Genomic DNA, 15,003 nt, shown 5'->3' on the forward strand with positions numbered 1-15,003 from the left:
TCATGGCCATCCGTCCCTCTCTCGCCGTCGTCGGTGCCACCGGCGCCGTCGGGTCGACCGCCCTGCAGATGCTGTCCACACGCGTGGACGTGTGGGGTGAGGTCCGGCTCGTCGGCGCCGACCGCGACGTCGGCCAGGTCGAGACCGTCCGCGGCCAGCGCGTCACGGTCGAGCCCCTGACCGAAGAGCTGTTCGCCGATGTCGACGTCGCGCTGTTCGCGGTGCCCGACACGGTGTCGACGACGTGGGCGCCGGTTGCTGCCGCGCACGGCACGGTGGTCATCGACTGCTCCGGTGCGTTCCGGCAGGACCCCGACGTGCCGCTCGTGCTGCCCGAGGTCAACCCGGCCCAGGTACGCAAGCGACCGCGAGGCATCATCACCAGCCCCAACGCGACGACCACGTCGGTGCTGACCGCGTTGTCGCCGCTGCACCACGGCTGGGGGCTGTCCGAGCTGGTCGTCACGTCGTTCCAGGCGGTGTCCGGCATCGGCCGCGCCGGCGTACAACGTCTGTACGACGAGGTCGGCACGCTCGCCGGCAACCGTCGCGTCGGACAGGTGCCTGGTGACGTACGCCGCGCCGTGTCCGACCTGCCCGAGATCTCGCCGTTCATGGGTCCGATCGCCTACAACGTCGTGCCGTTCGCCGGCCGCCTGATGGACGGCGGCTGGACCTCCGAGGAGGTACGCCTGCGCGACGAGTCTCGCAAGATCCTCGGAGTGCCCAAGCTCAAGGTGTCGGCCACCTGCGTCCGCGTGCCGGTCGTGTCGGTGCACTCGCTGTCGGTGCACGCGACGTTCGCTTCCGAGATCTCGGTCGACGCCGCGCGTCAGGCGCTCATCGAGGGCCCCAACTACGTTGTCGTGCTTGATGATCCGGCGTCGGGGGAGTTCCCCAACCCTGCCGACGTCGTGGGCTCGGACCCGACGTTCGTGGGCCGTATCCGGCAGTCGCCCGACTTCCCGCGCTCGCTCGAGCTGTTCGTGTGCAGCGACAACCTGCGCAAGGGCGCGGCCCTCAACATGGTCCAGCTCGCCGAGCTGGTCGCTGTCGAGCTGGGCGCCGTCATCCCCGAGGACGACTGAACGCCGTTCCTTCGTGTGGCCGCAGCGTGAGCCCGGCCTCACCCTGTGACCACGCGAACGGACCGTCCACAGGTCCGCTGCGCTCGAGCGTGTGATGCGACCACACTGCGGCCCATGGAACAGCCGGCCAAGAACGCGCGTCGACGGGCGTGGCGCGCTCATGTCACCGCCGAGGTCGCCCATGGCCAGGACGGCGTGGTGTCGCGGGCCCAGCTGCGCGGGCTCGGCGTCACTCGCTGGGACCTGCGCGAAGAGGTCGCTGCGGGACGCTGGTCGATGGCCGGTTCGCAGTCGGTCGTCCTCCGGCCCGGAGGAGACCTCGCCGAGCGGTGGCGGGCGATCTTCGAGGTGGGCTCAGGTGCTCGACTCGACGGTGTGACGGCGTTGCTCCATGCCGGGCTCAGCGGTTGGGAGCACACCACGATCGACGTCTCGGTTCCTCACGGCACGAGAGTGCGGCGCATCGACGGCGTCACGATCCATGCGCTGTCACGGCTGGAGCCCTCGGTGTCTGCAGGGCTGCCGCGTGCCCGCCCTGCACCGGCCGCGCTCCGCGCCGCCTCGTGGGCGCGCTCCGAGCGTCAGGCGGCGACTCTGATCGCGATGACTGCTCAGCAACGCCTGGCCTCACGCTCCCAGCTGCTCGCAGCATGGGAGGCGCTCGGCCGGTGCAGGCGCCGCAGCTTCATCGGCACGGTCGTGCGAGACGTGTGCGCCGGTGCTCAGTCGCTCGGCGAGCTCGACTTCGCGGCGCTGTGCCGTCGTTATCGCCTGCCCACTCCCGAAAGGCAGGTCGTGGTCGAGGCCGCCGGCAGCAGGTATTACCTCGACGTGCGATGGCGGGATCACTCCCTCGTCGTCGAGGTCGACGGCGCGCACCACACCCTCGGGATGTCGGTCGTCGATGACGCTCTGAGGCAGAACGTCGTGATGCTCGGCGGCGATCGTGTCCTGCGAATCCCGGTGCTGGGCCTACGAGTTCAGGAGGCGGAGTTCATGGCCCAGGTCGCCGCCGGACTCGGGATGGACGCGCGACGCGTGGCATGACCAGCTCACGTCGCGCGCCCGCTCATGTGGTCGCAGCGTGAGCCCGGCCTCACCCTGTGACCACGCGAACGCAGCGGTGCCCGCCCCGGCGAACCGGGACGGGCACCGTCGTACAGGACCTGACTACGGGTTGGTCACCGAGATGGTGAGGTCGTCGCCGGCGTCACCGGTGACGGTCACCTTGGTGCCGTGGCCCGCGACCTTCACACTGCCCTGCGGGTTGGCCGTGCTGTAGTACGCGTTCGGGTCGGTGTCGTCGAACGTCGCGATACCCGCCGAGGCAGGTGCGCAGGCGGCCTTCGTGGCGACCGTCTGGTTGCCACCCTTGCCCTGCAGGACCTCCTTGTGCAGGCAGGTCGCGTCGGTCGACTCCAGGCCGAACGTCGCGTCGAACGGCTGGCGGCGGTTGCTCGGCCGGGTGCCGTCGTCGTACGTGAACGGCTGCGGCCGCGCGTCGACGACCATCGCCGAGCCGCCACCGGGGTGGGAGCTGACGTTGTTGTCGGCGAAGGCGCGGTCGACGTACCAGACGAGCATGCCGTTCTGGAAGGAGAAGAACTCCACCCAGTCGGGCGCCGTGATGCCCTTGCTGAACTGGTACGGGCCGGTTGCCAGGGTGGCGTCGTAGCCGACGTACTCGCGGTTCTCGACGAGGTAGAAGTTCTCGTACGACCCGGTCTCGGTGCCGGTCGAGATCTTCCAGGGGCCCTCAGCGGTCCACTCGCCCGTGCCGTTCTCGACGTCGTCGGTGGCGAGCGTGGTGCCGCCGCTCTTGATGACGATGTCGTCGAGGAACGCGCCCGCGAGGTGGACGCCGCCGTCGGTGTCGTAGCGCAGACGGAACAGCGACGGCTGCCCGCCGGCGGCGTACGACCAGCGCAGCGTCGTCCACTTGCCCGACGAGTCACCGTCGACCGGGCTGCCGGCGCGCTGCCAGGTCTTGCCGCCGTCGACGGAGTACTCGCCGTAGAGGTAGTCGTAGCCCGCCTCGATGTCGTACCAGGCGCTGGCCTGGACCGTCACGCGCGAGGTCGCCGGCACCGCACGGGTGAGCGAGGCGTTGAGGTCGTCGGCGCTGCCGGTCCACCAGGCGTGCGTGCCCGACGTCGGCGTGGTCTACGGGGTGGACACGGTCTTGGCGGGCAGGTTGACCCGCACGGCCTGGTCCTTGCCGTCGACGTGCAGCTGGGAGGGGTTGAGGGTGTACGAGCCCGACGAGCCGGTGTCGACCGTCGAGTAGTCGAGCCAGCCGAGGAACATCTTCTCCTCAGCACCCATCAGGCCCGGCGTCGTACCGATGCCCTCGCCCGCCGCGGCGCCGTGGCCGAGCCAGGAGCCCGAGCTCATGAGCGTCCAGAACGCGGTGCTGTTCTCGCCGCCGTCGGTGTCGTAGAAGTCGGGCAGACCCAGGTCGTGGCCGAACTCGTGAGCGAACACGCCGAGCCCGCCGTTCTCCGGCTCGGTGGTGTAGTCGCCGAGCCAGTACTTCGACTGGCCGATGCGGGCACCGCCGGAGAGGTTGCTGGCGCCGCCGACCGACGGGCCGGTCGCGCCGTGGTCGGTGTCGTTGACGTACCAGCGGTGCGACCAGATGGCGTCCTCGCCCTGGGCGCCGCCGCCGGCGTCCTCACCCTGGCCGGGCGTGCACCGCCTGGAAGTGGTCGATGTAGCCGTCGGGCTCGTCGAAGTTGCCGTCCTTGTCGAAGTCGTAGCGGTCCCAGACGTCGAACTGGGAGAGGTACTGGTCGATCTCGGCGGGCGTCTTGCCGGCGGCGATCTGCCCGTTGTACCAAGCGGTGCCGCTGTCCTCGATGAAGTCCCAGGAGCCGCCGAAGTCCTCACGAGCGTTGTCGCCGTAGTAGGACTCGTTGTAGGGGACCTGCACCCAGTCCTCGACGGTGTTGGTCACGGAGTACTGACCGTTGGACAGCTTCTCGTAGTAGTCCTTCATCGAGTCGCCGGAACCGTTGAAGAGGTTCTCGTAGTAGCCCTTGGAGTAGTCGGCCGTCCACGTCGTGGAGTTGTCGGTGGTCCGGTCGGGCTGCGGGATCTGGTTGTGCCTGGGGCCGGGCGCGCTGCCGTACTTCTTCACGCTCTGGTCGCCGAACTCGGCGAGGATCGTGAAGATCTTGTCGGACTTGGTCGTCTCGGTCTCGACGAACTTGCCGTCGGCGAGCTGGACGACGCCCTGCCCGTTGGCCTTGGCCTTGCCCTGAGCGACCAGGTCGATCGCGCTCTTGCGCATCGCGGTCTGCTGCTTGGCGAGTCGACCTGGGCGGTTGTCCGGGCGGTGCGACTGCGCGGCGACGTTGTCGGTGCTGTCGGTCGGTGCCGGACTGCGGTCGCCGGGGCCGGTGCGGTGGCCACGACGGTCGCGAGTGCTGAGCCGACGACAACGCCCATGGTGAGACGTCTCATCTGTGCGGTTCCTTCTCAAGGAGGACCCGCACTGGCGAACGGGTCCCTACGCCCCCGAGTGGGGGGCGACCCGGGGTGGGCCGACCTGGCGGGAGTGTGCCACCGATCGCGTTGCGCTGCGTCAGTTTTCGGCGGTTCCGCGATGAACGGCCGTGCTGCGCACGCGGCATGATGGCCAGGTGCCCCGTGCTCGTCGCCCAGCCGCGGTCGTACGGCGTCTCGAGGCGATCGCTCCCGTGCCAGGTGAGGCGTTCACCGACGGAGGGCGTCTCGGGTCTGCTTCGCGAAAGGATAACCTGGTGTGATGCATGTTTCCGCCGTGGTCAGGCGTACGCCGGCCGCTCTGCTCGCCGTGCTGATCGCACTGGCCACGACCATCGGTCTCGCCCACCCCGCGCAGGCCGACGACCGCGCCGCCCAGGCGCCTGCCGCGCTCCCGAAGGTGCTGCGCGTCGGCACCGAGGGTGTCTACCCACCGTTCAGCTATCACGACTCGACGTCCAACAAGCTGACCGGCTTCGACATCGACGTCATGAACGCGGTGGGCCAGAAGCTCGGGGTCAAGATCCAGTACGTCGAGGTCCCGTGGGACGCGATGTTCGCGGCGCTGCAGTCCAAGCGCATCGACGTCGTGGCCAACGAGGTGACGCTCAACCCTGAGCGCCAGGCGTTGTACGACCTGAGCTCGCCCTACGTCGAGACCACCGGTGTCGTCGTGGTGCCGAAGGACAACAACGACATCAAGGGCCTGGCCGACATCAAGGGCAAGCGTTCGGGCCAGAACGTCTCGAGCAACTGGGCCGAGACCGCCAAGAAGGCCGGTGCCACGATCGTCGGTGTCGAGGACATGAGCCAGGCGATCAACAACCTCGAGAACGGCCGCCTCGATGTGATGGTCAACGACAAGCTGGCCGTCAAGAACTACCTCGCGCTCAACCCGGACGCCAAGATCAAGATCGTCCAGGAGACCCAGGACAAGGGCGAGTCCGTCCTGGCCGCGCGCAAGGGCAGCGGCTACATGCCGCAGATCAACCAGGCGATTGCCGAGCTGAAGGCCGACGGCACGCTGAAGAAGGCGTACGACCAGTACTTCACGGCCAAGCCGAAGCCCGTCACCAACTGGTCGCTCATGAAGGACAGCTTCTGGCCGATGGTGAAGGCGACGGTCATCCGGACGATCCCGCTCGCGCTGATCTCGTTCGGCGTCGGCCTGGTGCTCGCGTTGTTCGTCGCGCTCGCGCGGAGGTCCAAGCAGCCGGTGCTGTCCGGGCTGGCGCGCCTGTTCATCTCCGTGGTGCGCGGCACGCCGCTGCTCGTGCAGCTGTTCATCATCTTCTACGGGCTGCCCGAGCTCGGGATCAGGTTCAACCCGTTCGTGGCAGCGGCCATTGCGTTGAGCATCAACGTCGCCGGTTATGCGGCGGAGATCATCCGGTCCGCGATCGAGAGCATCCCGAAGGGGCAGTGGGAAGCCGGGGCGACGGTCGGTATGGGATACGCGACCACGCTGCGCCGGGTCATCCTCCCGCAGGCCGCGCGCACCGCCGTCCCACCGCTGTCCAACACCTTCATCTCGACGGTCAAGGACACCTCGTTGTGTGCACTGATCCTCGTCGTCGAGCTGGTCCGCACGGCCCAGAACGCCGCAGCACCGACGCAGAAGTTCTTCCCGGTGTACGTCCTGGCCGGCCTGATCTACTGGGTCGTCTGCCTGGCGCTGTCCTTCCTCCAGTCTCGCGCTGAGACCCGACTGAACAGGTTCGTTGCGGCATGAGTGACTTGGTGACGGTCGACCATCTGGCCAAGGCGTTCGGCGACCACGTCGTCCTGAAGGACATCTCGTTCACGATCGGCGAGGGCTCGGTGACGACGATCATCGGCCCGTCCGGCTCGGGCAAGACGACGCTGCTGCGCTCGCTCAACGCGCTCGAGATCGCCGACGCGGGCGTCGTACGCATCGGTGACGTGACCGTCGACTACGCGTCGGTGACACCAGACCGCAGGGGTCGGCTGAAGAAGCCCGCGCGCCAGCAGCCGGCCCGTCTGCGCGCGCAGAGCGGCATGGTGTTTCAGTCGCACAATCTGTTCCCGCACAAGACGGTCGTCGAGAACCTCATCGAGGGACCCGTTGTGGTGCAAGGGATTTCGGACTCCGATGCCCGTACGACGGCCGCCGGGCTGCTCGAGCAGGTGGGCTTGTCCGAGCACGCCGACAAGTACCCGTACCAGCTGTCCGGCGGTCAGCAGCAGCGCGTCGGCATCGCCCGGGCGCTGGCGTTGAAGCCGCGGCTGGTGCTGTTCGACGAGCCGACGTCGGCGCTCGACCCGGAGCTGGTCGGTGACGTGCTCGGCGTCATCAAGGACCTCGCAGCGCAGGGCTGGACGATGGCGATCGTCACGCACGAGGTGAAGTTCGCGCAGCAGGTGTCGGACCAGGTGCTGTTCATCGACGGGGGACTGATCGTCGAGCGGGGCGGCCCCGAGGTGATCGCCGACCCCCAGCAGGAGCGCACGCGGACGTTCCTGCAGCGCATCCTCGACCCGATCTGATCGGGCGCGCCGCGCCACGAGACGACCCGCTCTCTGCGAGACGACCCGCTGATCCGCGGGTCGTCTCGCAACAGGCGGGTCGTTTCGTCAGGTCAGAGGCCGCCGAGTGCTGCGAAGGCGATCACAACGGCGACGTACGCGCCGATCGACGTGCCGAAGCCGTCGAGCCCGGTCTTGCGTCGGGGCCGGGGTTCGGCCGGGTCACGCATCTTCTCCTTCAGCGCGAACCAGATGACGCCGAGGCACAGCGGCGACATGCACAGCCAGAACCAGTACCATCGGGTGCCCGTCCTCGGACGTTCGCCCGCAACGATCACCACGAAGGTGTAGATCGCCAGCGCCGTCGCCGGGTAGGTGACCCAGCGCATGAGCTGTTCTGGACGGGACTCGCCGGCCCGCACGTGCTGACCGAACTCCTTGAGCCGAGGATCGTCGGACCGCATGGACGTCCAGACCAGATGGCCGTCGAGCCCGTCCCAGATGACGTACTTGATCGTGGTGCTTCCCGGCGACACGTCCGGGCCGGCGGTCGGGCGGAGCTGATCGACGATGTCGTCCTGCCACCAGGCGAGCTCATGCGCTCGGCGCGGCTGATCGTCGACGACCGCGGCGTCGTGGTCGATGTGGAATGGCTCGCCGAACGGGTTCTGTCGCGGCCCGATCCAGGCAGCAGCCACCAGGTACGCAGCCGCGAGCCCGAGCAGGATCACGCCGCACCAACGGCGACCGTTCTTCCACCACGGACGGCGGACCTGCGGCGTCGCTGGTGGTGCAGCGGCCTCTGTCGCCATGTCGAACCTCCCCCGAGTCTGGCCGAATCCTGGCACAGCGCCGGCCCGAGCGGGCAGACGACGCTCAGACACGCAGACGACGCTGACATGTGCGCGTCGTCTGCGCGGGAGAGCGTCGTTCGGGTGGCGGAGCGGGTCAGGCGGACGCCGGTACGCCGGTGGGCCGGTTCACCCGTTCGTCGAGCAGGTCGAGGGCACGGACGACGGCCGGGTGGTTGGCGACCGCGCCGCGCGCCGCGACGTACACGTGGCGTACGGGCGTCGGGTCAACGAGGCGTACGACGGCGACGCCGTCCGGCAGCGAACCCACGCTGAGCTCGGGCAGCACGGTGATGCCGACACCGGCCGCGACGAACGACAGCGCCGTCGGGTAGTCATGGGTCTCGATGCGGAAGTCGGGCACGATCCCGACGCGGGCGCATGCGTCGAGGAACACCTGGCGGCACGGCCCGCGGCTGAAGTCGTTGTCGACCCAGTGCTCGCCGGCGAGGTCGATGAGCCCCACCTGCCCGGCGTGGGCGAGTGGATGGCCGGCAGGAATCGCTGCGACGTATGGGTCTTCGAGCAGGCAGCCGACGGCGTACCCCTCACGCGAGGGCACCGCTCCCGGTGAGGCGACGAAGATGTCGACGTCCGGGCTGGGGCTCTCGTCGCCGGCCAGCTCGACGAGGCGCAGGTCGAGCCGCAGGTCGGGGAACTCCTGCACCAGAGCGGCCACGACGGGCGGGATCCAGGCCGATCCGGCCGAGGCGAAGTACGAGATCGACAGGCTGCCCGCCCGGCCGGCGCGCAGGTCGCCGACGAGCCCCTCGACGCCTGCGAGCGTCTCGAGGACCCGCGCTGACTCGGCCGCGAGAGTGCGACCGGCCGGCGTCGGCTCGATGCCGCGGCCCTTGCGCTCGACCAGTTGCAGACCCGTCTCACGCTGCAGGGTCGTCAGCTGCTGACTGACCGCGGACGGGGTGTAGCCGAGCGCGACGGCCGCAGCGTTGATCGAGCCGCAGGCGACCACGGCACGCAGCACGCGCAGGCGGTGAACATCGAGCATGACCACGACCGTACGGCTCCCCTTAACGAAAATCCAGGAAACGTCGGCCGTGCTGCAGGGTCAGCGCGTCTCCTGCACCTCGAGCTCGCCGTCGGCGTACCTCTTGCGCAAGACCTTCTTGTCGAACTTGCCGACGCTGGTCTTGGGGACCTCGTCGATGAGGGCCCACCGCTCGGGCAGCTGCCAGCGAGCGACCTTGCCCTCCAGGTGCTTTCGCAGATCGGCGGGTGTCGCCGAGGCGCCCTCCTTGAGGACGACGGTGGCCAGCGGCCGCTCCTCCCACTTCTCGTCGGGGACACCGACGACCGACGCCTCGAGCACGTCCGGGTGGGACATGATGTGGTTCTCCAGGTCGACCGAGCTGATCCACTCACCGCCGGACTTGATGACGTCCTTGGCGCGGTCGGTCAGGAACAAGAACGCATCGGCCGTGAGCGCTCCGACGTCGCCCGTACGCAGCCATCCGTCGTCGAACTTGCCTGCCATGTCTGCGATCTCGGCGTCGGACTCGGTGCCGTTGGAGTAGTACGACGCGGTGATCCAGGGGCCGCGCACCTCCAGCTCTCCGACGGCCTGCCCGTCCCACGGCTGCTCGCTGCCGTCGGGGCCGATGAGCCGCCCCTCGACACCGCACAGCAGTCGACCCTGCGAGGCCTTGAGCCGCCAGTAGTCATCGGTGCCCGGCTCGATGCGGGCCGGTGGCAGCGCGAGGCTGCCGACCGGCGAGGTCTCGGTCATGCCCCAGCCCTGGATGATGTCGATGTCGTAGCGGTCGTGGAACGCCCTGATCAGCGACTCGGGTGCGGCCGAGCCGCCGACCATCAGCATCCGGCAGGACGAGACGTCGTACGAACCGGCGTCCAGCTCCTGGAGCAGGCCGTTCCAGATCGTCGGTACGCCGGCGCCTCCGGTGATCTTCTCGCTCTCGATCATCTGGGCGAGGGGTGCGGGCTGCAGGAACCGGTCGGGCATCACCAGGCTGGCCCCGGTGACCATCGCGGAGTAGGGGTAACCCCAGGCGTTGGCGTGGAACAGCGGGACGACGATGAGCATCGTGTCGGCCTGGGTGAACCCGAGTGTGGCGGCGACGCCGACGGAGTGCAGGTAGTTGCTGCGGTGGGAGTAGGCGACGCCCTTGGGGTTGCCGGTGGTGCCGGAGGTGTAGCACATGGACGACGCGTCGTTCTCGTCGATGTCCTGCGGCCAGTCGAAGGTGGTGGGCTGGGCGTCGAGCAGCTCGTCCCAGTCGTGGACCTCCTCGACGTGCGCGGGCTCGCCCAGGGCGTCCCGCACCTCTTGCGGCACAGGGCCGTTGACGATCACGTGTCGGACGTCGGGCAGCGCGGCGAGCAGGCGCGAGAACGGCTCGGCGAGCGTGTTGTCGACGATCACGACCTGCGATCCGCCGTGCCGCCCGACGTAGACCATCTGCTCGGGGAACAGGCGGATGTTGAGAGCGTGCAGCACAGCGCCCATCGACGGCACCGCGAGGTAGGCGGTGAGGTGCTCGGCGTTGTTCCACATGAACGTGCCGACCCGTTGGTCGCCGGTGATGCCGAGCCCGCGCAGGGCGTGGGCGAGCTGGGCGGCCCGGGTGCCGACTTCGCCGTACGTCGTGCGGCGTGCGCCGTCGTCGGTCCAGGTGATGACCTCGCTCTCGGCGTGTGCGGTCGTCCCGAAGCGCAGGAGGGAGGAGATCAGCAGCGGCGTCGTCTGCATCGTGCTCTTCATGTGACGACGGTCTCATTCCCGACGGTTCTGCGCGCGTCACTGGCCGAAATCGTTCTGTCCTTGGTCAGCGGGTCTCGCGGTGCCGGTCGAGGAGCACGGAGTACGCCGAGGCGACGCGCGCGGGTGTGTACGCCGCGGGGTCGCGCAGCGCCGCCCGCGCGAGCTCCTCGGCGGAGGCCAGGGCGATCCGGGCGTACAGCTCGGCGTCGGCCTCGCCGTGGCCGGCAGTGCGTTCGCGGAGGCCGGTCGCGAGCTGAGCGCAGATCAGATCGCGGGTCGTGTCGATGCGTTCGCTCACCTCCGGCGGTGCCCCGCGGACCAGGCCGAGCACCGGTCGCCACACCTGCGGGTCGTCCTGCACCGTGCTGAGGAACGTGCTGGTCATGTCACTGACCCAGGCGCCGACGTCGCTGTGGTCGTGGACGTGGTCCATCAGGGCCAGCGCCTGGTTGAGGGCGCGTTCGCGGGTCTGGTCGAGCAGCGCGTCGAGCAGGTCGCGCAGGCCGTCGAAGACCGCGTACACGACCGGTCGGGTGACACCGGCCTCACGTGCGATCGCCTCGACGCTCAACCCGGGGTAGCCGTCCCGGTCGAGCACGGCGAGCGCTGCTGTGAGCAGCTGCTCCCGGCGCTCGTCGACCGTCATGCGGCGCGCGTAGCGGCGTCGCCTGGGCTGGGCGTCGGGCTGCTGGCTCACGCCCTCAACACTAGGCACACCGTGCCGGCGTATGCGTCCGGAGAAATGGTCCTGGAAGATGTGACACAGGTCACATACATCGTTGTAATGTGTGGATGCATCGTTGTAAACAGCGTCGGCAGCTCGCCCGTCACGCGATTGCCGGCACCGACGAAGGAGCCCCTCGTGTACGACGTGCCCCCCGCATCCGCCCCTCCTCGCCACCGCCGGTGGCGCCTCATCAGCCTCGCGCTGACGGTCGCCGCCCTGCTCGTCGCGCCGCCTGCGATCGCCGGCGCCGCGACCGGCTCGGCCACCCTCGCCGGGGCCACCACGGCCTCCGGCGACTGGTCGCAGGCGCCGGCCACCCTGCCGACGCCGTGGACCGATCAGGTGTCGCCGACCAACGCCCTGCCTGAGTACCCGCGCCCCCAGCTGGCCCGCAAGAGCTGGCAGAGCCTCAACGGGCTGTGGCAGTTCGCGGGCGCCTCGGCCGGTGAGGCGCCGCCGGTCGGCGCCGACCTGGCCGAGCAGATCCTCGTGCCCTACCCGACCGAGTCGTCGCTCTCGGGCATCAAGCGGCACGAGGACTACATGTTCTACCGGCGCACCGTGCAGGTGCCCCGCTCGTGGAACGTCGACAAGGGCCAGCGCCTGATGCTCAACTTCGGTGCGGTCGACTACAAGGCCACCGTGTGGGTCAACGGGACGAAGGTCGGTGAGCGCACCGGCGGCTACGGCGCGTTCTCGGTCGATGCGACCGATGCCCTCAAGGGCACGGGACCGCAGGAGATCATCGTGGGTGTCGAGGACCGTGCCGACGCGACCTGGCAGCCGGTCGGCAAGCAGCGTCGTATGCCGGACCGCGGCATCTTCTACACCGCGCCTCCGGTATCTGGCAGAGCGTGTGGATGGAGCCGGTTGCGCCGACGCACATCACCAGGCTCGACATGACAGCCGACATCGACACCAGTTCCGTTGCCCTGAAAGCGAATACGGCTGGTGGGGCCACCGGTCAGACGGTCGCGGTCGTCGTACGCGACGGCGCGAAGGTCGTGTCCCGCACGACCGGACCGGCCAACGCGTCGATCACCGTGCCCGTGCCGAACGCCAAGCTGTGGTCACCGGACAAGCCGTTCCTGTACGACGTGCAGGTCAGCGTGCTCGCCGATGGCAAGACGGTCGACGAGGTCGGGTCGTACGTCGGCATGCGCGAGATCGGCACCGCCAAGGGCAAGGACGGCAAGCTGCGCATCACGCTCAACCACAAGATCACCTTCTTGCTGTCGACCCTCGATCAGGGCTACTGGCCGGACGGCATCTACACGGCGCCGACCGACGAGGCACTCCGTTGGGACATCCAGCAGACAAAGGCGTTGGGGTTAAACACAATTCGCAAGCACATCAAGGTCGAGCCCGACCGCTGGTACTACCACGCGGACAAGCTCGGGATGCTCGTGTGGCAGGACATGCCGTCGATGAAGACCGGCGGCGAACCCCCGGCTGCGGCCCGGACGCAGTTAGAGTCCGAGCTGCGCGAGATGGTCGACCAGCATCACAGCTGGACCTCGATCATCGGCTGGATCCCGTTAAACGAGGGCTGGGGCGAGTGGAGCAAGGACGACACCGGGCGCATCGCTGACGAGGTCAAGAGTCGGGACCCGTCGCGACTCGTCAACGCGCACAGCGGCGTGAACTGCTGTGCGTCCCATGGGGACTCGGGCAAGGGCGACGTCATCGACTGGCACGCCTACACCGGTCCTGCCCAGAACGCACCCGAGGGCAACCGGGTCGCGATCGACGGCGAGCACGGAGGCTACGGCCTCGAGGTGAAGGACCACATGTGGTTCGAGGACGGCCACGCCTACCAGATGGCCAAGACGCCCGCCGAGCTCACGAGCCTGTACGTCGGCAACCAGCGCGACGTGCTCACCTCGGCTCAGCGGTGCGGCATCAGCGGCTCGATCTACACCCAGACGACCGACGTCGAGCACGAGGTCAACGGCTTCTACACCTACGACCGGCAGATCAAGAAGATGGACTTCAACCAGGTGAAGGCCGTCAACGACTCGATCGTGCGCAATGCCGACGGCTCGGGCACGCCGCCGCCGGACGACGGACCGGGTACGCCCGGGCTCGCCGGTGTGCACGCGTACACCTTCGACGAGGGCTCGGGTACGACGGCCGCCGACGGTGTCGGCGACGCGGACGCGACCCTCACCGGCACCACCTGGGCGCCGGGCGTCTCCGGCTCGGCGGCTCGCTTCGCCGGTGCGGGCGAGGGCGACACCGGAGCGTCGCTGGTCAAGACCGATGGCAGCTACAGCGTCTCGGCCTGGGCGAAGCTCGACGAGGCGGGCGGCGGGTTCCAGACCGTCGTCAGTCAGGACACCGGCAACGCGAGTGCGTTCTTCCTGCAGTACAGCGGTGCCGACCAGCGGTGGGCGATGAGCTTCGCGAGCGTTCGTGCGCTGTCGCCGACCAAGCCCGAGCCGGGGAAGTGGTACCACCTGACCGGTGTCCGTGGCGCCACGGCGGGCACGCTCGCGCTCTACGTCGACGGGCAGAAGGTCGCCTCGAAGTCGGTCTGCACGGCCGACGCCTCGACCGGGCACACGATCATCGGGCGCGGACAGTTCGGCGGCGACAAGGTCGACCACCTGCACGGCGCGTCCGACGACGTGCGCATCTTCGACCGGGCGCTGAGCGACGAGGAGGTGGCGCAGCTCGCGACCACCCGCTGAGTGAGGTGAGGGGAGGCCCGGTCCGTCGTACGCCGCGGGCCGGGCCTTCCGGTGCTCGTCCACCATATAAATAACGTGCTGTGTTGATATTAATAACAGAACATGATGTCGGGATCGTTCCGCTGTCCCGAGGAGAGATCATGAGCATCGACACCCACGCCCGGCTCAACGACGTCGACATCGAGGCCGTCGGCGGTCTGGTGCAGGCCGTCCAGGACGACCCGACCCGCGCCGCGACCACATGGTCCGCGCACGTCACCTGGAAGGGCGGGTTCGCGTCGGAGGCACGGGTTCGCGGCTTCGACCCGACTCCCTCCGACGAGCCGCCGGCGCTCGGCGGTGGCGACACCGCGCCCAACCCGGTCGAACAGCTGCTCGGCGCGCTCGGCAACTGCCTCGCCGTCGGCTACGCCGCCAATGCGACGGTCGCCGGCATCCGCCTCGATGGCGTGAAGATCGACCTCAAGGGCGACCTCGACCTGCACGTCTTCCTCGGTCTCGCCGAGGGGCATGCGGGTTTCCGGTCGATCACGGCGGTGGTGACGCTGGAGTCCGACGCGCCGCGGGCCGACCTCGAGGCGCTGCACGCCAAGGTCGAGGCCAGCTCACCCGTCGGTCACACCCTGAGCACCGCCGTCCCCGTCGAGCTCACGCTGCGCTGACCCGCGCCGGGTGAGCCGCGCCCGCTTGCGGTGTGACGCAGCGCGAGCTGCACGTCGCCATGTGGCACACCGAGACGGCGGCCGGGTGACAGGGAGCCGTCGTCATCGTGTCCCACGACAAAGGCCGGGCCGGGTTGACTCGACTACGTCGATCAACCCGGCCCGGCCTGGTGGTCGGGGTGACAGGATTTGAACCTGCGACCTCTTCGTCCCGAACGGAGAGTCACCTTCCCGACGATCCCTCAGGC

General features: G+C 68.9%; 14 protein-coding genes and 1 pseudogene. 7 read left to right on the forward strand and 8 right to left on the reverse strand.

Annotation, left to right across the window (positions count from 1 at the left end; all coding sequences use genetic code 11):
- Positions 1–2: 2 nt before the first annotated feature.
- On the forward strand, positions 3–1,088 hold the full coding sequence (locus tag VV01_RS01125; RefSeq protein ID WP_050668277.1) for an aspartate-semialdehyde dehydrogenase: 1,086 nt from the start codon (positions 3–5) through the stop codon (positions 1,086–1,088).
- A gap of 114 nt (positions 1,089–1,202) precedes the next feature.
- Positions 1,203–2,135 (forward strand): hypothetical protein, encoded by a 933-nt coding sequence (locus VV01_RS01130; RefSeq protein WP_050668278.1) that lies wholly within the window; start codon positions 1,203–1,205, stop codon positions 2,133–2,135.
- A 123-nt stretch (positions 2,136–2,258) separates the two neighbouring features.
- Here VV01_RS01130 and VV01_RS24205 read toward each other — a convergent pair whose 3' ends face one another.
- From VV01_RS24205 to VV01_RS24215, 4 genes and pseudogenes are all read right to left on the reverse strand, one after another.
- Positions 2,259–2,831, reverse strand: coding sequence for a hypothetical protein (locus tag VV01_RS24205; RefSeq protein WP_407942930.1), 573 nt, complete (start codon positions 2,829–2,831; stop codon positions 2,259–2,261).
- 21 nt (positions 2,832–2,852) lie between these two features.
- Positions 2,853–3,239: pseudogene (locus tag VV01_RS24715) on the reverse strand (immune inhibitor A domain-containing protein); the annotation flags it as partial.
- Between the two features lie 12 nt (positions 3,240–3,251).
- Positions 3,252–3,728, reverse strand: a complete 477-nt coding sequence (locus VV01_RS24210; RefSeq protein WP_231635301.1) for a M6 family metalloprotease domain-containing protein — start codon at positions 3,726–3,728, stop codon at positions 3,252–3,254.
- A 34-nt stretch (positions 3,729–3,762) separates the two neighbouring features.
- Positions 3,763–4,380: an immune inhibitor A domain-containing protein gene (locus VV01_RS24215; RefSeq protein ID WP_231635125.1), complete on the reverse strand. Its 618-nt coding sequence runs from the start codon at positions 4,378–4,380 to the stop codon at positions 3,763–3,765.
- 477 nt (positions 4,381–4,857) lie between these two features.
- Here VV01_RS24215 and VV01_RS24720 point away from each other — a divergent pair, with 477 nt between their 5' ends.
- Together VV01_RS24720 and VV01_RS01145 are read left to right on the forward strand one after the other, a co-directional pair.
- Positions 4,858–6,327 carry an ABC transporter substrate-binding protein/permease gene (locus VV01_RS24720; protein WP_082221142.1) on the forward strand — a complete coding sequence of 490 codons (1,470 nt, stop codon included), beginning with the start codon at positions 4,858–4,860 and terminating at the stop codon, positions 6,325–6,327.
- Positions 6,324–7,103 (forward strand): amino acid ABC transporter ATP-binding protein, encoded by a 780-nt coding sequence (locus tag VV01_RS01145; protein WP_050668279.1) that lies wholly within the window; start codon positions 6,324–6,326, stop codon positions 7,101–7,103. The genes VV01_RS24720 and VV01_RS01145 overlap by 4 nt, the downstream gene beginning before the upstream one ends.
- Before the next feature lie 92 nt (positions 7,104–7,195).
- Here the strand turns inward: VV01_RS01145 and VV01_RS01150 are convergent, their stop codons facing one another.
- The 4 genes from VV01_RS01150 to VV01_RS01165 all read right to left on the reverse strand — a co-directional run bounded on the left by VV01_RS01150 (position 7,196) and on the right by VV01_RS01165 (position 11,370).
- Positions 7,196–7,894, reverse strand: coding sequence for a hypothetical protein (locus VV01_RS01150; RefSeq protein ID WP_050668280.1), 699 nt, complete (start codon positions 7,892–7,894; stop codon positions 7,196–7,198).
- Between the two features lie 136 nt (positions 7,895–8,030).
- Positions 8,031–8,942 (reverse strand): LysR family transcriptional regulator, encoded by a 912-nt coding sequence (locus VV01_RS01155; protein WP_050671649.1) that lies wholly within the window; start codon positions 8,940–8,942, stop codon positions 8,031–8,033.
- Positions 8,943–9,002: 60 nt separating this feature from the next.
- The gene (locus tag VV01_RS01160) at positions 9,003–10,673 is read right to left on the reverse strand and encodes a fatty acid--CoA ligase (protein WP_050668281.1); all 1,671 of its coding nucleotides are present in this window, start codon (positions 10,671–10,673) and stop codon (positions 9,003–9,005) included.
- Between the two features lie 64 nt (positions 10,674–10,737).
- A complete protein-coding gene (locus VV01_RS01165) occupies positions 10,738–11,370 on the reverse strand; it encodes a TetR/AcrR family transcriptional regulator (RefSeq protein WP_050668282.1) in 633 nt (210 codons plus the stop codon).
- Between the two features lie 165 nt (positions 11,371–11,535).
- On the opposite strand from VV01_RS01165, the gene VV01_RS23725 reads away from it, so the two are divergent.
- The 3 genes from VV01_RS23725 to VV01_RS01175 all read left to right on the forward strand — a co-directional run bounded on the left by VV01_RS23725 (position 11,536) and on the right by VV01_RS01175 (position 14,755).
- Positions 11,536–12,303 carry a sugar-binding domain-containing protein gene (locus tag VV01_RS23725; RefSeq protein ID WP_197274966.1) on the forward strand — a complete coding sequence of 256 codons (768 nt, stop codon included), beginning with the start codon at positions 11,536–11,538 and terminating at the stop codon, positions 12,301–12,303.
- Positions 12,300–14,093, forward strand: coding sequence for a LamG-like jellyroll fold domain-containing protein (locus VV01_RS01170; protein WP_197274967.1), 1,794 nt, complete (start codon positions 12,300–12,302; stop codon positions 14,091–14,093). The genes VV01_RS23725 and VV01_RS01170 overlap by 4 nt, the downstream gene beginning before the upstream one ends.
- Before the next feature lie 140 nt (positions 14,094–14,233).
- The gene (locus tag VV01_RS01175; RefSeq protein WP_050668283.1) at positions 14,234–14,755 is read left to right on the forward strand and encodes an OsmC family protein; all 522 of its coding nucleotides are present in this window, start codon (positions 14,234–14,236) and stop codon (positions 14,753–14,755) included.
- Positions 14,756–15,003: the final 248 nt, after the last annotated feature.

The sequence above is a fragment of the Luteipulveratus halotolerans genome, from assembly GCF_001247745.1.
In the GTDB taxonomy this organism is placed as follows: Bacteria; Actinomycetota; Actinomycetes; order Actinomycetales; family Dermatophilaceae; genus Luteipulveratus; species Luteipulveratus halotolerans.